Raw genomic sequence first — 18,859 nt, forward strand, 5'->3', positions numbered from 1 at the left:
GGGCGGCAGCTACACTTGGCCCCATTATGCCTGCTCTGTCGTGCAGGCCATGTTGCAGACACCCTCATCCATGCCAGGTATCTCCATGCCCAACGCTCGTCCCGTCGCCATTCTCGGTGGCGTCCGCATTCCGTTCTGCCGCCAGAACACCGCGTATTCGGATGTCGGCAACCTCGGCATGTCGGTACGCACGCTGGGTGCGCTGGTCGAACGCTTCGGCCTGCACGGCCAGCAGCTGGGTGAAGTGGCGATGGGTGCGGTAATCAAGCACTCCAGCGACTGGAACCTGGGCCGCGAAGCCACGCTGTCCTCCGGACTGTCGCCGCTCACCCCGGGCATCACCCTGCAGCGCGCCTGCGGCACGTCGCTGGACAGCATCATCACCGTCGCCAACAAGATTGCCCTGGGCCAGATCGAATCGGGCATCGGCGGCGGGTCGGACACCACTTCCGACGTGCCGATCGTGTACGGCAAGAAGCTGCGTGCACGCCTGCTGGCCGCCAACCGCGCCAAGAGCACCGGCGACAAGATCCGCGCGCTGACCTCCGGCTTCAAGTTCTCCGAACTCAAGCCCGAGTTCCCGGGCGTGGCCGAACCGCGCACCGGCAAGAGCATGGGCGATCATTGCGAGGACATGGCCAAGGAATGGAACATCTCGCGTGACTCGCAGGACGAGTGGGCGGTGTCCTCGCACAAGAAGCTGGCCGCCGCCTATGAGCGCGGCTTCTTCAACGACCTGATCGCGCCGTTCCGCGGCGTGGAGCGCGACAACATCCTGCGCCCGGATACCTCGCTGGAAAAGCTGGCCACGCTGAAGCCTGCGTTCGACAAGGTGTCCGGCCGCGGCACCCTGACCGCCGCCAACTCCACGCCGCTCACCGATGGTGCCGCGGCGGTGCTGCTGGCCAGCGAGGAATGGGCCCGCGCCCACGGGCACGAGCCGCAGGCCTACCTGCGCGATGCGCATGTCTCGGCCGTCGATTTCGTGCACGGCGAAGGCCTGCTGATGGCACCGACCGTGGCCGTGCCTGAGATGCTCAAGCGCAATGGCCTGACTCTGCAGGACTTCGACATCTACGAAATCCACGAAGCGTTTGCCGCACAGGTGCTGTGCACCCTGCGCGCGTGGGAGAGCGAGGATTACTGCCGCAACCGGCTGGGCCTGGAGGCACCGCTGGGCCGCATCGATCCGGACAAGATCAATCTGCTGGGCTCGTCGCTGGCTACCGGTCACCCGTTTGCCGCTACCGGTGCGCGTGTGATCGCCACGGCCGCAAAGCAGCTGGCCGAACGCGGCGGCGGCCGCGCGCTGGTGTCGATCTGCACGGCAGGCGGCATGGGCGTGGTGGCGATCGTCGAGCGCTGATCGCTGATCGCTGATCGCTGATCGCTGCAGAAGGCTGTACATGGAAAAGCCGCCCGGATGGGCGGCTTTTTCGTTGCGGACCCGGTGGGGTGCCGATCCTTCGCCGGCACTGCACCGGTCAGGGAAGACGGGGGTTGCCGAACTCGTCGCGCTCTTCGTTGGCGTTGTACACCGGCGGTTGCGGCACCGTCGGCAGATCTTCCACGGTGGCGCGCGGCGGCACTTCATCGGCACCGGCCCCTGCCGTGCGCACCAGCGCCACACTGTCCTCGCCGCGCTGCAGGCGCAGCGCGTTGGCCAGGCACTGTGCAGCCAGGGCATGTTCACCCCGCTGGGCGAACAGCTCACCCAGCGCTTCCCAGGCCGGGGCACCGGCGCCGCTGGCGATCGCTTCGTGCAGGAACGTATCGGCAGCGTCCCATTGCTGCTGGGCCAGAGCGACGCGGCCCTGTGCCAGGCGCAGCGCCGCCGAATCGTCATGCACGTTGCGCCAGCGCTGCAGGTTGGCCTGGCGGGTGGCGAGGCGTTCGGCGGGCAGGCGGCCATACAGGGCCACCAGTTCGTCGTCCCAACGCTGGTCCAGGGCGTGCTCCAGCGCCAGCAGCGCCGGCTCGTCCCAGTTCAGCGCCACCGCGCGGCTGGCATAGGCGCCCACCACGTCGGGGGTCGGCCGCAGCGCTTTCGGCGTGGCTTCCCACTGCGCGGCCAACGCATTGACGTCGGCCGCTTCCAGCAGCGCCTGCGCGGCCAGGCGCGCTTCCAGTTCGCTGTTGGATTCGGCCGGCAGCACCTTGCTCTGACGCAGGGCGCCCAGCTGTCCATACGCTTCGTGCGCACGACCGGCGCGGGCCAGTGCCTCGGTGCGCAGCCACAGGCCACGCGGCGGAAGCGGCTGGATCGCGGCCACGTCCAGCACGTTGATCGCGTCCACCGGCAGGTCGCGCGCCAGCAGTTGCTCGGCGCGCAGCAGCGCCTGCAGGGTGGCATCGGATTCACCCAGCCGCTGCAGCAGCGCCTCACCTGCGCTGGCGTCAGCACGTGCCTGTGCACTGCGCACGGCATTGGCCAGCGCCACCGCGCTCACTTCCGGATCCTTGGCGGCGCCGTCGAGCAGCTTTTCCGCGCGCTGCCACTGCCCGTGCTCGTAAGCCTGCAGGCCATCGATCAGGCGCACCCGGCCCTGCTTGCGGCGGTAGCGGCCCCACGCACGGAACGGTGCGGCGATCAGGCTCCACAGCAGCCACAGCACCAGGACTGCAATCACAGTCAGCAGCGCCACCTTCGGCAGGTTGCTGTGATAGTCGTAGCCGCCATAGCGCAGAATCACTTCGCCGTAGCGGTTGAGATCGTCGGTGCCGAGCCATTGCGCGGCGACCACACCAATGGCCACGGCCAGCAACAGCACGACCAGGGATTGCAGGGGTTTCATTCGGGTAGCCTCCGGTCGGTCTGGGTGCGCAGCTGTTGCAGGGTGCTGCCTAGGACGGTGTTGCTGGTCTGCAAGGGAAGCTCGCGCAAGGCCTGCAGTTCAGCACGCTGCGCGCGCAGGGCCGGTGAATCCGGCCAGCGCCGCTGTGCCCACTGCTCCACGCGCGACAGCGCGGCGTCACGGCCGGCACGGTCGCCGCGCTCGATCGCCGCCCGGGCCAGGGTCAGTTCCAGTTGCAGTGCATCGTCGGCGTTGCGCCGTTCGGCGGCGGTCAGCGGACCGTTCTGGCGGCTCGGGCTGATATCGACGAAGGGCGCCAAAGCGGCCTGCCACCACGGTCGCGTCTGGTCGCCGGCCGGCGTACTGGCCACCTGGGTCGGCAGCCCCTGCAGGGCGCCGGCCAACGCATCCAGTCGCTGCAGCGCCTGAACGCGGGGTCCGGCACCCAACGCATCGAGGGCATCGCGCTCCTGTACCAGCGCCTGGCGCAGGTTCAGGCCCTCGCTGTCGGGCAGCGCGGCCAGCGCGGTCGCGGCCTGTGCATAAAGACGGCGGGCACCTTCGACATCGTCGGCGTAGTTCAAGCGCTGTGCGGCCTGGGCCAGCAGCAGTTCGGCCTCGTCGCGCTGCACGGCCTGCCGGCCCTGGTTGGCGCTGTCGGCGAGCTTGGCGAGGTTTTCCTCCAGCAGCGCGCTGCGCTGCGACAGGCCCAGCATCTCGTCGCGCAGCACACGGTTGGTTGCGGCCGCGTCCTGCAGGCGTTGGCTGGTTGCGCGCTGGTCGCGACGCAGCGCATCCAGCGTGGCCTCCAGGCCCTGCAACTGCACCGCCATCGTCCGCGACTGTGCTTCCTGCTCATGCTGTTGCTGCTGCCAGAAACGCCAACCGGCATAGCCCCCTGCACCGAGCACGGCCACCACCGCCAGCGGCAGCAGCAGCCAGCGCAGGGAGCGGCGGGGTGGGGAAACGGGGGCGGTGTCGTTCATCAGGCTTCCTTGTCGGCGGCGTCGCCGGAAGGGTTCCGGCAGGCAGCGTCAGGCACAGCATCCCTGTTGCCGACGACAGCGGCAAGCGTGACCCACGTCCCTGTTCAGGTCGCTGCCGGCCCGGTGAGCGTGGTGTGTGCAGCGGCGATCAACTGCGGGGTGGTCGGCCCCGCGCTGCGTACCACCCGCAGGCCCAGCGCCTGCGCCTGCACGCCCAGCCGTTCGCTGGCGACCAGCGCGGTGGCATGGGCCTGCAGCCGCTGCTGCCACTGCGGCGACAGCTGCTCCCACACACGTTGCAGGGCTTCACCGCTGCTGACCGCCATCAGCCAGGGCGCAGAACACTCTCCCAGCCGTGACAGGGCGTGAGGCGACAGGCGCAGTGGTTGGCGCCGATAGACATCGGCACGTTCGATGCTGGCACCCGCCGCCTGCAGCCGGGCGGCAATCAGGCCCCGGCCACCGGGCGCGGTGACCAGCCCGATCCGCAGGCCCTGTACCGCCGCCAGTACCGGCAGGGCCAGCAACCCCTCGCTGTCCATCCGCTGCGGCGCGTGGACCTCGCTGATGCCGTGCGCCTGCAACGCGCGTGCGGTGCCCTCGCCGACCGTCAGCCACGGGCTGTGCTGCGCCGGGCGCAGCGGCAGCAGCGCGGCAGCCGCCGTGACGGCTGCGGGGCTGGTGAACACCACCCGATCGCAGTTCAGCGCGCGTTGCAGCTGGCGCACCACGGCAGGGCCCTGCAAGCGTTGCAGCCGCCACGGCGACAGCGCCACCAGCTGCCCGCCGAGCCCAGCAACGGCGCGGCGCAGCGCCGCATGCTGGCCCTGCGGACGCAGCGAGATCAGCGTCCAGCCCGCGCCGCGGCACGCGCTGCCAGTGGGTATCGTATGGTCATCCATTGCCTGCATTATGCGGGCCCGCCGTTGTCGTGGTTGCTGCTCCGATGTCCGTTGATGCCCTGAGCTCCTCGTTGGCCTCCCTGCAGGAGGTGCTGGACTGCATGCCTGCGGTCCGTGCCATGCAGATCCGCCTGGACGGCTATGCCGATGGCGTGCTGCGCATCACCGCGCCGCTGACGGCGAACGTCAACGACAAGGGCAACGCCTTCGGCGGCAGCCTGGCCTCGGTGCTGACCCTGTCCGGCTGGGCGCTGGTCAGCCTGCGCCTGCGCCTGGCCGGCCACGACGCCGAGGTCTACGTGGCCGACAGCAACCTGCGCTACCTGGCACCGGTCTACGAAGACCTGCACGCGCATGCCGAGGCGGCCGAAAGCGGTGCCTGGGACACCTTCCTGGCCACCTTCCGCCAGCGTCGCAAGGCCCGCATCAGCATCATCGCTACCCAGCCGGCCGCCGACGGCCGGGCCGCTGCCGAGTTCAGCGGTCGCTTCGTTGCCTTCGCCAAAGGGTAGGATGGCAGGCTGACGCCCTGCGGAAACCCCTGATGCGCCGCCTCATCCAGATCCTGTTGTGTTCCCTGCTGCTGGTCAGCGCCATGGCCGGTGCCGACGAGCTGAGCCGCAAGCAGCGCAAGATGCTGGAAGAGACCCAGATCGCCTACGGAGCGACGATCCGCTGGGGCAGCATGGACGACGCCATCGGCTACCTGGATCCGGTGCTGCGCAAGGAAAAGCCGCCCACCGAGTTCGAGCTCAACCGTTATGCACAGCTGCGGGTGTCCTCCTACCGCGAGCGCAGCAGCGCCTCGCTTCCTGATGGCCAGGTCGAGCGCCGGGTGGAAATCGGCGTCATCAACCAGAACACCCAGGCCGAGCGCACCGTGGTGGTGACCGAGCGGTGGCGCTGGGATGCCGAGGCCAAGCGCTGGTGGCAGGCCGGCGGCCTGCCGGATCTGTGGCAGGGGCAGTGACGGGCCGCGTCCGGCTTGTGCGACAATCGGCGCCCGCTTATCGACCCGTGACCTGAGTGAATTACGAAGAGTTGCTGGCCTTTGCAGGCCGAAACCCGATGCTGTCCGCGGCCCTGGTCGGCCTGACCGTGGCCCTCATCGTCACCGAAATCCGCCGCCTGTTCCGGGGCTTCAAGGGCATCAAGCCCGCCGAACTGACCCAGCTGATGAATGCGGGCGGCACGGTGGTGGTGGACCTGTCCGCCAGCGGTGACTTCGAAAAGGGCCACATCGCCGGCAGCCGCAATGCGCAGGCCAGCGCGTTCGGCCCGGAGCACAAGCTCGTGGCCAGCGCCAAGCAGGCGCCGGTGGTTCTGGTGTGCCGCAACGGCAACGCATCGGAAACCGCCGCCAAGGCGCTGAAGAAGGCCGGTTTCGAAAAGGTCTTCGTGCTCGAGGGCGGCATTCCCGCCTGGCAGCAGGCCGAACTGCCGCTGGTCAAGGGCCGCAACTGATTGCCGCAGGTGGCGGATCCGGCCTTGTATGGGCCTGATGCCGCCCCCATCGCAGTAATTCGACCCTAGTTTTCATTGCATTCACCTGGAGTTACTGGAAATGTCCGAAGAGATCACCAACGGCGCCGCTGCGCCGGTCGATGCCGCTACCGGCCCCGCTTTCACCGTCGAGAAGATCTACGTCAAGGACGTCTCCTTCGAGTCGCCGAACGCACCGACCATCTTCAATGACCAGGTGCAGCCGGAGCTGCAGCTGAATCTGAACCAGCAGGTGCAGCGCCTGGGTGAGAACGCGTTCGAAGTCGTGCTGGCCGTCACCCTGACCTGCCAGGCCGGTGAGCGCACCGCCTACGTGGCCGAAGTGAAGCAGGCCGGCGTGTTCGGCCTGGTCGGCCTGGACCCGCAGTCGATCGACGTGCTGCTCGGCACCCAGTGCCCGAACATCCTGTTCCCGTACGTGCGCCAGCTGGTCAGCGATCTGATCCAGGCCGGCGGCTTCCCGCCGTTCTTCCTGCAGCCGATCAACTTCGAAGGCCTGTACGCAGAAACCCTGCGCCAGCGCCAGGAGCAGGGCGACGCACCGTCGCTGGCTGACTCCGAGCCGGCCGGCAACGCCTGAATCCGCCGCGACGTCACGGATGAGCACTACCGCTGACAAGATCGCCGTGCTGGGCGCCGGTTCCTGGGGAACCGCGCTGGCCAGCCTGCTCGCCCGGCACGGTCATCCGACCGTGCTGTGGGGGCGTGATGCCGCCGTGGTCGAGGCCATCGACCAGCGCCACGAGAATCCGCGCTACCTGCCGGGCATCCCGCTGCCGGACAGCCTGCATGCCACCACCGACCTGGCGTCGGCGGTGCACGGTGCCGCCTGGATCCTGGTGGTGACCCCGTCGCACGCGTTCAACGAGACCGTGCGCGCGCTGGCGCCGCTGCGTCCGGCCGGTGCCGGCGTGGCCTGGGCGACCAAGGGTTTCGAGCCCGGCTCCGGCCGTTTCCTGCATGAAGTCGCGCGCGAGATCCTCGGCGAGGACGTGCCGCTGGCTGTCGTCACCGGGCCGTCGTTCGCCAAGGAAGTCACCCAGGGCCTGCCCACCGCGATCACCGTGCACGGCGACGTGCCGGCGTTCGCGCAGACCGTGGCCGAAGCGATGCATGGCCCGGCGTTCCGTGCCTACACCGGCGACGACATGGTCGGTGCCGAGCTGGGGGGTGCGATGAAGAACGTGCTGGCCGTGGCCACCGGCGTTGCCGATGGCATGCAACTGGGCCTCAACGCCCGTGCCGGCCTGATCACCCGCGGCCTCAACGAGATGCTGCGGCTGGCCGCGGCGATCGGTGCCAAGCCGGAAACCCTGATGGGTCTGGCGGGCCTGGGCGATCTGGTGCTGACCTGCACCGGCGACCTGTCGCGCAACCGCCGCCTGGGCCTGGCCCTGGGCCGCGGGCAGACGCTGCAGGATGCCGTGCGCGAGATCGGGCAGGTGGTTGAATCGGTGCAGACGGCCGATGAGGTGATGCGTCAGGCACGCCGACACGGCATCGACCTGCCGATCTCCGATGGCGTACGCGCCGTACTGCACGGCGAGCAGACCCCGGCAGAAGGCCTGCGCGCATTGCTGGCGCGCGAACAGAAGCCGGAGTATCCGGACACGCTGTTCAAGTAACCGAAAACCCCGGCCATGCGCCGGGGTTTTGTCATCAGGGAGTACCCCATGCGGGTGCCGGACCGGACACAGGCTCTGGTCGGTGCCAAGCTTGCTTGGCATCACGCGCGCAGCATATCCACGCATGGCGTGGATCCACTGCAACGCCCGATCACCGCGCCCGTGGCGGCGCGTTGCCGTTGTCCATGTCCGAGAAGATCAGCCAGGGTCCATCGCCCGCGCGCGTCAGCGTCAGCGTGAACTTTCCGGTATCGCCGACGTTGCCGCCAAACGTGTAGGCACCAATGATGTAGGCCGTGCTCCTGTCCACCGCGTACGCCAGCGCGCGCAGGCGCAGCGGGCTTCCGCCCTGTCCGGCGTAGGCGGCCGCGATCGCGTCGCGCCCGCGCACCGGCGGCTGGTGGCTTTGCAGGATGAATCCGTCTTCGGCGAACAGCGCCGCCAGTGCCTTGCCATCGCCGGCGCTCCACGCCCGCTCGTAGTCGCGCAGCACCCGATCCAGTGCCGCAGGCAGTGCCACGTCGGGCAGGCGTCCAGTGGGCGGCGGTGCGCTGCTGGCGTGCTGCGCGAGGGCAGGACCGGCCAGCAGCACGGTGGCAAGAAGGAGCACGGCATGGAAGGGTCGGCGCATGCGAAGAGTCCCGGGCAGTGGCAGAAGCCTGGCCTCAAGAATAACCACACGGGCCGGCCCCGGATCACGCGGCCGAGGGTGCGCGAAACGTCCCTGTCAGCCCGGACGCAGCAAGGTGCCGGCCTGCACTGACAGTGACAGGCAGGCCATCACCAGTCCTTCCATCACGCGATCGCCCACGTACTGCTCCTCCGGCCCGTTCTGCCGGACACGCTCGGCGGCCAGCAGCATCTCCAGCGCCACCCGCAGGCCGGCGTGCGCGCAGTCGGCATCGGCCAGCGCCAGCTGACGGCCAGGCAGCGGATGGCGTTCCGGCCAGGGCAGGCCATCGGCGGCTGCGCCGCTGCCGATCCGTTTCAGCGTGGCGATGAAGGTGTTGGGGTCGGACGGGGACTGTTGGGGGGTCGCATCGGCATCGTTGGCCGGCGCGCTGTCGGAATGCGGAGGGGGAAACTCGGGTGTGGTCATTGATGAGGCTCCGTGCAGGACAGACGGTAGCCGCCACGGATAAAGGTGGCGGGCGGAGACGTGGCTCGAAAACCGGGAGGTTGCTAGGCCGGCAGGCACAAGGCCTCCACGCTCCGCCCGCCATGGCCGGCGGACGCGTTGCCAGCCGGCACCACACGAGGTGACACCGGCTGGCAACCGTAATCAAGCAACTCCACGGGTTTTCGATGCCCGGCCACCTTTTGGGGTGGCACCGCATCTGTACCTGTGTCACTGCGCAACGCCAATGAGCCGAGTTGTATTCAACCCACGATGCTCGACGCTTTCAGCATCCTCGCACACGGTTAAGTAGTCGCAGACGTTGATGGCGCAAGGGCCTCACGCGTTCGGGGAATCTGCGACACGAGTCGTGCTTGAGTGCTTAAGGGCGCCACGAAACCTGGACGATTGCGACAGGTGAGACGAGCGCAGATCGCCTGCGCGGCTTTCGTCAGAACGCAAGAGTCGCGCTCGCCATGACGTGCTTCCGACTGCGTCGACATCCATGCGTAGATCCGCTGAGTCAGTCATCGGTGCGTCCTCTCAGCGAAGGTAGCGAGCGGCGACCTCACTGCGTGAGAGGTTGGGCGCCATTGCCAGGCGGGCCTGCTGAAGGGCCAGGTACTGTGCTTCGTCGGGCAACGGAGGGATGGTGACCGTTTCTCGGCGGTCGAAGCCCACCAGCGCAGCATCGACCATCGCATCAGCCTCCATCAGGAAGCCAGGTGGAAACTCGTCCATGCTCCGCCCTGCCTTTTCCCAGAGTTCCGTGCGGGTCGCACCAGGCAGGACTGCCTGGACGTAGATTCCGCGAGGCCCCAGTTGCGCCGCCAGCGCTTGACTGAGATTCAATAGATAGGCCTTGGTCCCGCTGTAGACGCCTTCGAACATCTCTGGCGCCAGTGCAAGCACGGACGACAGATTGATGATCGCGCCTTCGCCTCTGCGCAGGAACGCGCGGGCCGCCGCAGCACACAAGCGGGTCGGTGCGGTGACATTCAACGCGATGATTCTCTCCAGCGCTGCCGGCTCGTTCTCGAGCATTCCGCCTTTGAGTGACATACCGGCATTGTTCACCACAAGGCCGATATCACCTTGATCGATGCGTGCTTCGACCACGGCAAGCCCTTCCGGCAGCGTCAGGTCAACGGAGATGATCTCCACCGGCACGCCGGTCTCAGCCCGAAGCGCATCGGCGAGCGAGCCGAGCCGTTGTGCGTCGCGCGCGACCAGTACCAGGCCGTAGCCGCGACGCGCGAGGCGGTCCGCGTACACCGCTCCGATTCCAGTGGAGGCGCCAGTGACGAGTGCAACAGATTGGGAACTCATCGTCTTATCCTGATTGGAGTGATTCATCAGCGATTGACATCGACCAAGGTACGGCCTTTCGAATTGCCTTGAAGCATCTGCGCGGCGGCAGCCGGAACATCGCCCAGACTGATCTCCCGGGTGGTTGATGCCAGCTTGGCCAGGTCCAGGTCAGCGGCAAGCCGCCGCCATGCTTGCTCGCGCAGTTCAGCCGGTGCGCGGACGGAATCAATACCGGCAAGGGTCACTCCGCGCAGAATGAAGGGCAGAACCGTACCTTGCAGCTCGCGCCCGCCGACGAACCCGCAGGTAGTGGCGATACCGCGATACCGCGTCTGCGCCAGGGCGTTGACCAGAGTACGGCCGCCAACCGCGTCTACCGTAGCCGCCCAACGCTCGGCTTGAACCGGGGGAGCCTCTGCGGACAGCGTCGAGCGATCAATTATGTCAGCAGCGCCCAGCGACTTCAGATAGTTCGCCTCGCTTGCTTTGCCTGTAGACGCCACAACTCGATAGCCCAGATCGGATAGCAGGGCCACGGCGACGGATCCGACACCACCCGATGCACCCGTGACCAGTACGTCCCCATCGCCTGGCTTGACGCCGTGTCGTTCAATTTCCAGCACGCTGAGCATGGCCGTGAGGCCTGCGGTTCCGATTGCCATGGCCGAACGTGCGTCGATGGCAGCCGGAAGCTTTACCAGCCAGTCGGCCGGAACTCGAGCAAGCTGCGAGAAGCCGCCATGGTGGGTCTGGCTGAGATCCCAGCCCGTTGCCACAACCGTGTCTCCCGCGCTGAAGCGCGGGTCTGCCGAAGACTCGACCGTGCCGGCGAAATCAATGCCTGGAATCAGCGGAAACTTCTGGATGATCTGCATGCCGGCCAGGGCGATCGCATCCTTGTAGTTCAGGTTGGACCACGCCACCCGTACGGTGACGGCATCATCTCCCAATGAAGACTCTTCCAACTGCTGAACGTCTGTGGTGACCGGACGGTCTGCGGATCGGTCGGAGACCAGAGCACTGAATGACACGGCGTATCCTTGGGGTGTGTGTGGTGCGAATATAGGCGTGCTCGGCGATGTTCGTAAGAACGTACATTTATCGCCCTTACTATCATCCGTGTGCCTATGAGCCTGGAGAAGACGCATGCGTACCAAACGACTGGATCCCAAAAGCGGGTGTGCCGTAGAGCTGACCCTCTCCGTCATTGGTGGGGTCTGGAAACCACTGTTGCTGTTTCACCTGCTCATGGGAAAGAAGCGTTTCATGGAATTGACCCGGCTGATTCCCACCGCAACCCAGAGAATGTTGACGCTCCAGCTGCGGGAGCTGGAAGCCGACGGCCTCATCAATCGCCATGTATATGCTGAAGTTCCGCCTCGTGTTGAGTATGAAGCGACCGAACTTGCGCGCACTCTTGCGCCAGTAATGCTGAGCCTGCGGGAATGGGGAGAGAATTACAGAGAATATGAGCAGCGGTTGCCGCCAATTGAATGCGGCTGCGATGCTTCGGCAAACGCAGTGAAGCGCAGGAAGAAAGGGGCGCAGAGTGCCGCCATGGAGGGTGAGGGCACCGTACATGCCGCGCAGAAGGTCGCTCATTGAGTACGTCCGCTTCTGGCCGCAAGCGACCCTCGACGGGCGTTGGACTTCGGGTTCGAGGACTACAGGACTGAAGAGAGACTGCGTTGTCTCCTCGGCCTTGGGCGAACAAGCCCCAGACGATGCTCGTGCCTGGGCAGTGTTCCGATCCCCCTTTGGCTTTCATGCGCATCGTTGCGGCGCATGCTCTTCCCTCTTTCGTTGTCGTCAGCGCAGCTGCGCAGGAGACGTCTGATGCCGGGGTTGACCGATGGGAAGCAACAACAGCGTGATGCACAGTGGTCCAAAGTCTCGAGGTTGTTCTGGCCTGCAATGGCAATGAGCGTTGCACTCACCGCCTGCGCGGAGTTGCTTCATCGGACAGGCGTCTATCCTCAATCGGTCTTCACTGCGAGCGATGTCGATGCACGCACGTCGTTGTACGTGGGACTGATGTACGTGTTCCTGGTTCCGACGTTGTTTCTTCGAATGAGAGAACTGCTCTCACACTATCCGGTTCCTTGGAACCCCCGCGGAAAGCGTTGGTTGCTGGGCCTTTTCTCGCTCATTCTCTGCACCGGAATGATCATGCTGCCGGTGATCGTGCTTGCTGTGGGAGATGACGCTGCTGGTCGCGGCCGGAGCGTGTACCGACTGTTCACCGGTAGCCTGTTCGGCACCTGTTTAGTGGGTGGCGTACTCGCATATGGGGCTGCCATGGCAGCCTGGCTACTATCCGCAACCCCCAGGTTGCTGTTTCCGAAGCCTCCGTCCCGGTAACTGCCCTGCCGACAGCCCGCGCCGGTGGAGACGCGCAAGGAGATCGGGGTTCCGCCTCCGCCCAGAAGCAGGCATCGGCCCTCTACGACTGCCCGCGGCTACCCGCACCCTGCCTCTCGTACCAGCCTTCAGTACGGTTCACGATACGAACGACCGACAACATCACCGGCACCTCGATCAGCACACCGACAACGGTGGCCAGCGCGGCGCCCGAATGCACACCGAAGAGCCCGACGGCGGTTGCGACCGCCAGCTCGAAGAAGTTGCTCGCGCCGATCAGCGCCGACGGGCCGGCCACGCAATGGGCGACGCCCAGACGACGGTTGAGCAGATAGGCCAGGCCCGAAGTGAAATAGACCTGGATCAGGATGGGCACGGCGATCAACCCGATGACCAGCGGCTGCTCGACGATCTGCTGACCTTGAAAGCCGAACAGCAGCACCAGTGTCAGTAGAAGGGCCGACAGCGAAACCGGGCCGAGTCGGGCCAGCGCCAGCTGCAGACCCGCCTCGCCGCTGCGCGAAAGCATCCAGCGCCGCAGCAGGCTGGCAACACCGACAGGTGCCAGGATGTACAAACCCACTGACAGCAGCAGGGTGTCCCACGGAACAGTGATCGCGGACATGCCGAGCAGCAACGCAACCACCGGCGCATAGGCCACCACCATGATCGCGTCGTTCAGCGCGACCTGGCTCAACGTGAAGTTCGCATCGCCGCGGCACAGGTTGCTCCACACGAACACCATCGCGGTGCAGGGCGCGGCTGCCAGCAGGATCAGGCCGGCGATATAGCCGTCGATCTGGCCGGCTGGCAGCCATTCCGCGAAGAGGTGACGCAGGAATACCCAGCCCAGCAGTGCCATCGAAAAGGGCTTGACCGCCCAGTTGATGAACAACGTTACGCCGATGCCTTTCCAGTGCTGCTGCAACTGGCGCATTGCGCCGTAGTCGACCTTCAGCAGCATCGGGATGATCATCAGCCAGATCAGTGCCGCGACCGGCAGGTTGACCTTGGCCACTTCGGCGGACGCCAGTGCCGCAAAGGCGCCGGGCAGGACGTGCCCCAGCAGGGTACCGGCCGCGATGCACAGCGCGACCCACAGGGTGAGGTAGCGCTCGAACAGGCGCATGCGCGCGGGCGCCGTCACGGTGTGCTGTCGGTCGGCTGCAACCGGCCGATCTGATCCAGAGCGTTCTGCATTGCCTCGCGGTCGGACCACAACGATCCGGGCAGATCGATCAACGCACGCAGCCGCGATTTCACGATGGCATGCGCGCGTGCAAACGCGGCTGCTTTCTCGGCATCGCTGCCTGCAACTGCGGCCGGATCCGGCTGGCCCCAGTGGCTGCGAATGAAGTCGCCAAACACCACCGGGCAGGCGTCTGCCGCAGCCGAATCGCACACGGTGATCACCAGGTCCATGGGCGCAGCATCCACGAACTCATTCCACGATTTGCTGCGCAGCCCATCGATGGTGATTCCTTCGGCCTGCAGCTGTGCGAGCGCGAATGGGTTGACCTGGCCGGTGGGGTGGCTGCCTGCGCTGAATGCATTGAAACGTTCAGCGCCCCAGGCTCGCAGCGTGGCCTCGGCAAGGACGCTGCGCGCGCTGTTGCCGGTACAGAGGAACAGGACGTTGCGTGTCATGGGGCAGTCGTTGTGATGGCAGGAGGTTGGATCGGGCTTCAGCACTTGCATGCGGGCGCAGTGGGCCCGCACTCCTCGCTCGGCGAACCCGCGCAGCAGTTGTGCGTGAGGTACTCGATCAAGCCGGTCATGGCGGCGAAGTTGGCGCGGTAACAGACATTGCGGCCCTGGCTCTCGTTCTCCACCAGGCCGGCCTGTACCAGCTCCTTCAGGTGGAAGCTGAGTGTGGCCGGTGGCACCTGCAGGGCCGCCGCGATGTCACCGGCCACGCGCCCCGCTGGACCGGCTTCCACCAGCAGGCGGAAGGCCGCCAAGCGGGTCGCGTGGCCCAACGCGGTGAGCGCGACGATTGCATTTGACGTTTCCATATTTCTAGAATAGTCGAATGAATAAGACGATCGCAAGTACCCAGCTGCCGAATCTGAGGGAAGCCTCGCTGCCCCAGCCCGACCCCAGCCTGCTCGCCGCGGGGAATCTGGGACCGCCCCGCATCCTGCTGCTCTACGGTTCGCTGAGGCCGCAGTCGTTCAGCCGCAAGCTGGCCCTGGAAGCCGAGCGGCTCCTGCAGCATCTGGGTTGCGAAACCCGGGTGTTCGATCCGCATGCGCTTCCGATGGTGGACAGCGTGGACAGGAGCCATCCCGAAGTGCAGCGGCTGCGCGCGTGGTCGCAGTGGTCTGAGGGGCAGGTGTGGGTCAGCCCGGAACGGCACGGTACCGTCACCGGCGTGTTCAAGAACCAGATCGACTGGCTGCCGCTGGAGGACGGCAGCGTGCGGCCCACGCAGGGCAGAACGTTGGCCGTGATGCAGGTGAGTGGCGGCTCCCAATCGTTCAACACCGTCAACACCCTGAGGGTGTTGGGGCGCTGGATGCGCATGCTGACCATCCCCAACCAGTCTTCGGTGGCCAAGGCCTGGCAGGAGTTCGATGAGGACGGACGAATGAAGCCCTCGCCATACTACGACCGGGTGGTGGATGTCATGGAGGAACTGGTGAAGTTCACCCTGTTGACGCGGGGCCGGGCGGACTACCTGGTGGATCGCTACAGCGAGCGCAAGGGCGACGCTGCAGCGGCAGTGCTGGCGCAGGCCGCAGGGGCGACGACCGCAGCCGGCACCGGGTGACGGCGCCGTGCGCCGCCTCCCGGGTACGCCAGCCTCAGCCCGCAGCCCCCATCCGGGTGCTCCCCTCAAGGCGCGCCGCCGACAGATACCGGCAGTAGCGGCCGATGAAGATGCCGGTGAAACCACCGGACAGCAGCAGGTAGGCAGCGCTGAAACCTGCGTTGGCGCTCAGCGCGGGCGACACTGCGAGCGCCGTTTCGAAGCCATACTTCACCAGGAACGTGATCAGCAGCAGCGGCAGCAGGCTGTAATCCGCGCTGCGCCACAGCCGTCCCGTCGCACGGTTCATGGCCACACGCGCCCGGCGCAGCAACAGCCAACCCAGGCCCGTTCCTGCGCCGACGCCGACCAGCCACTCGCCCCAGGCCGACCACGATGCGCCGTAGCGGTGGCTGATGGACCACACCCCCCATGCCGCGAACACCGCCGGCACGATCGCCAGCGTAGGCAACGAGGTTTCGCCGGGCTTCATGGCCGCGATGCCCCGGGTGATGAGAAACACCATCAGCACCCAGACCCAGATCGGAGTATGCGAAAGGAGTTGCTGGAACAGGCTCATGACAGGTCCCCTTGGTGAGTGCCGGCGCAGTGGTGCCGGGCGGTGACGCGTACTATTCGCGCCGGAGCCTTCCCGAACCAGTGACAGGTGTCAGCCGCCTGAAGGGACATGACGGGTAGGTGGCGCTGGCATGCAGCAGCATGCTGCTGTCGACCAGCCCCAGAGTTCCCTGAACAGCAACTTCATTCATGTACCGGTCAGTTCAATATTCAGGGCTGATTTCGCCAACAAACGGATAATTCACACCTGTCGACCGCCTCTCCTCTCTCCCCCTCCCGGGAGGCGGTCGACGAAACCAAAATAATTAAAGGTGTGTCCCGATGAACAAGAATTCGCTGCTTGCCCTGGGTCTGCTGGCTGCCCTGCCGTTCGCTGCATCGGCTGCCGATGGCCTGTCGTACAACTACGTTGAAGGCGGCTACGTGAACACCGATGCCAAGGGCGGCGACGCCGATGGCTGGGGCGTGAAGGGCTCGGTGGCCGTCCACCCGAACTTCCACATCTTCGGCGACTACAGCGCGCAGGAAACCGACCGCTTCAAGAATGACGTCGACCAGTGGCGCCTGGGTGTCGGCTACAACTACGGCATCGCACCGAACACCGACCTGGTGGCCCGCGTGGCCTATCAGAAGTACGACGAGAAGCGCGGCCTGGACTTCAATGGCTACTCCACTGAAGTGGGCGTGCGCACCGCGTTCAACCCGTACCTGGAAGGCTACGCGCTGGCCGGCTACGAAGATTTCAGCAAGAAGCACGGCTACAACCCGGACGGCGAGTTCTACGGCCGCGTCGGTGCCACCGCCAAGTTCAACCAGAACTGGGGCCTGAGTGGCGAAGTGAAGCTGGCCAAGGCGGGCGACCGCGAGTGGTTCGTCGGCCCGCGCTTCACCTGGTAAGAAACGCTCTGTCGTTAGTGCGTGTTACTGGCGTGTGACTCTCTCTCTCCCGCACGCCATCGAAGCCCGGCCTCGCGCCGGGCTTCACTTTTCTGCGCCCCAAGCGGCTGGCGCGCGACTGAGAACCGCTCCGTCGCAGCGCAAGCCGTTCCGCTATGATCGCCCGCACATCGCTGCACCATGCGCGATGCGCCCGCCTCAAGCCCGCAGGAACCGCCGTGAATTCCCAGCCCGCACCGATCACCGCCCTCAATCACACGCTCGACAACGAGCCGCAGCAGATCACTGCGCCGCTGACCCACTCGGCCGCCTTCCTGGTGCTGAAGGTGAAGGATGATGCGGACTCGATCGCGAAGGTGCGCGACGTGCTGGCCAGCACCGATGACCTGATCAAGAACACGGCCATCCGCGAGATCGAACGGACCTTCACCTGCAATGTGGCGATCGGCCACCGTGTGTGGCAGCCGCTGGTTGGCAGCACGCCGCCGCGCGAGCTGCATCCGTTCCGCGAGATCAAGGGCGCCACCCACACCGCGGTGTCGACCCCGGGCGATCTGCTGTACCACATCCGGGCACGCACGATGGACCTGATCGTGGCGTTCGAGCGCAACCTGCTGATGGCGTTCGGCGATGCGGTGGAGACGGTCGATGAGGTGGCCGGCTTCCGCTATTTCGACGGCCGCGACCTGCTGGATTTCGTTGACGGCACGGCCAATCCGGAAGGGTTGTCGCTGCCGGAAGCCACGATCGTCGGCGACGAGGATCCCGCGCATGCCGGCGGCAGCTACGTGGTGGTGCAGAAGTACCTGCACAACCTCGACGCATGGCGCGCGCAGAAGACCGAGGTGCAGGAGGCGATCATCGGCCGCACCAAGCACGACAACACCGAGCTGGACGATGCGCCGGCCGACGCGCAGAAGTCGCACAAGACGCTGTGCACCATCGAGGACGCCGACGGCGAGCACGACATCCTGCGCGACAACATGCCCTTCGCCAATCCGGGGCGCGGTGAGTACGGTACATACTTCATCGGCTACACGCGCCGCCTGTGGGTGATCGAGAAGATGCTCGAGCGCATGTTCATCGGCAACCCTGCGCCGCTGCATGACCGCATCCTGGACTTCTCCACCGCGATGACCGGCGTGACCTTCTTCGCGCCTTCGCGCAAGGTGCTGGCCGACCTGGGCGGGTGATGCCTGCCCGCCATCTGCCTGTCATCCGCGCCGTCGACGATGGAGCGCTGGACGACTGCATGAGGGTGCTGCCATGGAATCCGTACTTCGCGCCGACCGTCGCCGCTGGTGGCGACCGCTGGCATCGCTGATCGGCCTTCTGGCGCTGGGCGGCGCCGGGGCCGTCTCGGCCGAGGAGGCTCCACCACACTGGATGGCCTACGCCGCCACGGCAGGCAGTGAGCTGCAGCAGCGCCTGCAGCAGGAGCAGGACCCGAAGGTGCAGCGCGTGCTGGCCTGGCTGCAGGCGCACCCACAGATGCCCACGCCGCTGCCGGTCAGCCTCTGGATCGCAGCCGATGGCCGCATCGCGAAACTGGAATTCGACAGTCTCGGCGATGCACAGGCGGACGCGGATCTGCGCGCGACGCTGCAGTCGGCGCCGCTGTCGTCGGCGCCACCGGCCGACATGCGCCAGCCGTTGCGGTTGGGGCTGGTGCTCGCCGCTGCCAGCGTCATCGAGGACTAGCGCAAGGCGACTCGTGTTTGGTTGGGGCCGCATGTGGTGACGCATTCGAATGACAAGGATGACGTATCCGGATCGGTCATCTGGTCCAGTCCGCCGATGGACAGAGGGGCGCTGGCTCCCGGTCAGCGGCGCAGACGCACTGCTTCCTCTATGGATGGATCTCGCCGTGGCCGCGCCGTACGAGATCCGGTTGGTGAGACCGGGGAGGCCATGGAACACAGCGCTGCAGCAGTTGTGATCTCATCCGCGAGCCACCGGCGACCGCAAGGCAACCGGTAGAGTGGCAGCGCGAGACGCTCGTCGATCCATCTTTCTTTCAAGCCCTTCACG

The 18,859-nt window shown here is 66.3% G+C and carries 22 protein-coding genes and 1 pseudogene; 12 read left to right on the top strand and 11 right to left on the bottom strand.

What is annotated here, in order from left to right:
• Positions 1 to 70: 70 nt before the first annotated feature.
• A complete protein-coding gene (locus ACZLIF_RS00915) occupies positions 71 to 1,366 on the top strand; it encodes an acetyl-CoA C-acetyltransferase (RefSeq protein ID WP_111186508.1) in 1,296 nt (431 codons plus the stop codon).
• A gap of 118 nt (positions 1,367 to 1,484) precedes the next feature.
• On the opposite strand, the gene ACZLIF_RS00920 is transcribed toward ACZLIF_RS00915, so the two are convergent.
• The 3 genes from ACZLIF_RS00920 to ACZLIF_RS00930 form a co-directional block, all read right to left on the bottom strand.
• Entirely contained in the window at positions 1,485 to 2,795 is a 1,311-nt protein-coding gene (locus ACZLIF_RS00920; protein WP_053518053.1) for a heme biosynthesis HemY N-terminal domain-containing protein, read from the bottom strand.
• Positions 2,792 to 3,781, bottom strand: a complete 990-nt coding sequence (locus tag ACZLIF_RS00925; RefSeq protein WP_128989267.1) for a uroporphyrinogen-III C-methyltransferase — start codon at positions 3,779 to 3,781, stop codon at positions 2,792 to 2,794. Before ACZLIF_RS00925 ends, ACZLIF_RS00920 begins: the two co-directional genes overlap by 4 nt.
• 104 nt (positions 3,782 to 3,885) lie before the next feature.
• Positions 3,886 to 4,692 carry a uroporphyrinogen-III synthase gene (locus tag ACZLIF_RS00930; RefSeq protein ID WP_128989268.1) on the bottom strand — a complete coding sequence of 269 codons (807 nt, stop codon included), beginning with the start codon at positions 4,690 to 4,692 and terminating at the stop codon, positions 3,886 to 3,888.
• A gap of 35 nt (positions 4,693 to 4,727) precedes the next feature.
• Here ACZLIF_RS00930 and ACZLIF_RS00935 point away from each other — a divergent pair, with 35 nt between their 5' ends.
• The 5 genes from ACZLIF_RS00935 (at position 4,728) to ACZLIF_RS00955 (ending at position 7,811) form a co-directional block, all read left to right on the top strand.
• Positions 4,728 to 5,195, top strand: a complete 468-nt coding sequence (locus tag ACZLIF_RS00935) for a YiiD C-terminal domain-containing protein (RefSeq protein ID WP_111186510.1) — start codon at positions 4,728 to 4,730, stop codon at positions 5,193 to 5,195.
• 32 nt (positions 5,196 to 5,227) lie between these two features.
• Positions 5,228 to 5,653 carry a hypothetical protein gene (locus ACZLIF_RS00940; protein WP_053518045.1) on the top strand — a complete coding sequence of 142 codons (426 nt, stop codon included), beginning with the start codon at positions 5,228 to 5,230 and terminating at the stop codon, positions 5,651 to 5,653.
• Positions 5,654 to 5,709: 56 nt separating this feature from the next.
• Positions 5,710 to 6,147, top strand: coding sequence for a rhodanese-like domain-containing protein (locus ACZLIF_RS00945; RefSeq protein ID WP_053518043.1), 438 nt, complete (start codon positions 5,710 to 5,712; stop codon positions 6,145 to 6,147).
• A gap of 100 nt (positions 6,148 to 6,247) precedes the next feature.
• Positions 6,248 to 6,766: a protein-export chaperone SecB gene (secB, locus tag ACZLIF_RS00950; RefSeq protein ID WP_004153553.1), complete on the top strand. Its 519-nt coding sequence runs from the start codon at positions 6,248 to 6,250 to the stop codon at positions 6,764 to 6,766.
• Positions 6,767 to 6,785: 19 nt separating this feature from the next.
• Positions 6,786 to 7,811, top strand: a complete 1,026-nt coding sequence (locus tag ACZLIF_RS00955; RefSeq protein WP_053518041.1) for an NAD(P)H-dependent glycerol-3-phosphate dehydrogenase — start codon at positions 6,786 to 6,788, stop codon at positions 7,809 to 7,811.
• 151 nt (positions 7,812 to 7,962) lie between these two features.
• On the opposite strand, the gene ACZLIF_RS00960 is transcribed toward ACZLIF_RS00955, so the two are convergent.
• The 4 genes from ACZLIF_RS00960 to ACZLIF_RS00975 all read right to left on the bottom strand — a co-directional run bounded on the left by ACZLIF_RS00960 (position 7,963) and on the right by ACZLIF_RS00975 (position 11,270).
• A complete protein-coding gene (locus tag ACZLIF_RS00960) occupies positions 7,963 to 8,442 on the bottom strand; it encodes a YybH family protein (protein ID WP_128989270.1) in 480 nt (159 codons plus the stop codon).
• Between the two features lie 96 nt (positions 8,443 to 8,538).
• Positions 8,539 to 8,910 carry a hypothetical protein gene (locus ACZLIF_RS00965; RefSeq protein ID WP_065174145.1) on the bottom strand — a complete coding sequence of 124 codons (372 nt, stop codon included), beginning with the start codon at positions 8,908 to 8,910 and terminating at the stop codon, positions 8,539 to 8,541.
• A 561-nt stretch (positions 8,911 to 9,471) separates the two neighbouring features.
• Positions 9,472 to 10,257, bottom strand: a complete 786-nt coding sequence (locus ACZLIF_RS00970; protein WP_128989272.1) for an SDR family NAD(P)-dependent oxidoreductase — start codon at positions 10,255 to 10,257, stop codon at positions 9,472 to 9,474.
• Positions 10,258 to 10,283: 26 nt separating this feature from the next.
• Positions 10,284 to 11,270 carry an MDR family oxidoreductase gene (locus ACZLIF_RS00975; protein ID WP_128989274.1) on the bottom strand — a complete coding sequence of 329 codons (987 nt, stop codon included), beginning with the start codon at positions 11,268 to 11,270 and terminating at the stop codon, positions 10,284 to 10,286.
• Between the two features lie 115 nt (positions 11,271 to 11,385).
• On the opposite strand from ACZLIF_RS00975, the pseudogene ACZLIF_RS00980 reads away from it, so the two are divergent.
• A pseudogene (locus ACZLIF_RS00980) lies at positions 11,386 to 11,712 on the top strand (winged helix-turn-helix transcriptional regulator); the annotation flags it as partial.
• A 363-nt stretch (positions 11,713 to 12,075) separates the two neighbouring features.
• Positions 12,076 to 12,600 (top strand): transporter, encoded by a 525-nt coding sequence (locus ACZLIF_RS00985; RefSeq protein WP_128989278.1) that lies wholly within the window; start codon positions 12,076 to 12,078, stop codon positions 12,598 to 12,600.
• Between the two features lie 82 nt (positions 12,601 to 12,682).
• Here ACZLIF_RS00985 and arsB read toward each other — a convergent pair whose 3' ends face one another.
• The 3 genes from arsB to ACZLIF_RS01000 are packed head-to-tail and all read right to left on the bottom strand — an operon-like array spanning position 12,683 to position 14,615.
• On the bottom strand, positions 12,683 to 13,729 hold the full coding sequence (gene arsB, locus ACZLIF_RS00990) for an ACR3 family arsenite efflux transporter (RefSeq protein WP_128989280.1): 1,047 nt from the start codon (positions 13,727 to 13,729) through the stop codon (positions 12,683 to 12,685).
• A gap of 14 nt (positions 13,730 to 13,743) precedes the next feature.
• Entirely contained in the window at positions 13,744 to 14,247 is a 504-nt protein-coding gene (locus ACZLIF_RS00995; protein WP_128989282.1) for an arsenate reductase ArsC, read from the bottom strand.
• A 38-nt stretch (positions 14,248 to 14,285) separates the two neighbouring features.
• Positions 14,286 to 14,615 (bottom strand): ArsR/SmtB family transcription factor, encoded by a 330-nt coding sequence (locus ACZLIF_RS01000; RefSeq protein WP_053518034.1) that lies wholly within the window; start codon positions 14,613 to 14,615, stop codon positions 14,286 to 14,288.
• 17 nt (positions 14,616 to 14,632) lie between these two features.
• On the opposite strand from ACZLIF_RS01000, the gene arsH reads away from it, so the two are divergent.
• Entirely contained in the window at positions 14,633 to 15,373 is a 741-nt protein-coding gene (gene arsH / locus ACZLIF_RS01005; RefSeq protein ID WP_065182062.1) for an arsenical resistance protein ArsH, read from the top strand.
• Positions 15,374 to 15,407: 34 nt separating this feature from the next.
• Here the strand turns inward: arsH and ACZLIF_RS01010 are convergent, their stop codons facing one another.
• The gene (locus ACZLIF_RS01010; protein WP_128989284.1) at positions 15,408 to 15,932 is read right to left on the bottom strand and encodes a DUF6622 family protein; all 525 of its coding nucleotides are present in this window, start codon (positions 15,930 to 15,932) and stop codon (positions 15,408 to 15,410) included.
• A gap of 320 nt (positions 15,933 to 16,252) precedes the next feature.
• Here ACZLIF_RS01010 and ACZLIF_RS01015 point away from each other — a divergent pair, with 320 nt between their 5' ends.
• From ACZLIF_RS01015 to ACZLIF_RS01025, 3 genes are all read left to right on the top strand, one after another.
• Positions 16,253 to 16,828: an OmpO family porin gene (locus ACZLIF_RS01015; RefSeq protein ID WP_065174160.1), complete on the top strand. Its 576-nt coding sequence runs from the start codon at positions 16,253 to 16,255 to the stop codon at positions 16,826 to 16,828.
• Between the two features lie 218 nt (positions 16,829 to 17,046).
• Positions 17,047 to 18,021, top strand: a complete 975-nt coding sequence (locus tag ACZLIF_RS01020) for a Dyp-type peroxidase (protein ID WP_074902309.1) — start codon at positions 17,047 to 17,049, stop codon at positions 18,019 to 18,021.
• Between the two features lie 73 nt (positions 18,022 to 18,094).
• Positions 18,095 to 18,529 (top strand): hypothetical protein, encoded by a 435-nt coding sequence (locus tag ACZLIF_RS01025; RefSeq protein WP_128989286.1) that lies wholly within the window; start codon positions 18,095 to 18,097, stop codon positions 18,527 to 18,529.
• The last annotated feature ends 330 nt before the right edge of the window (positions 18,530 to 18,859 follow it).

The sequence above is a fragment of the Stenotrophomonas sp. 2201_Sma genome, assembly GCF_056486685.1.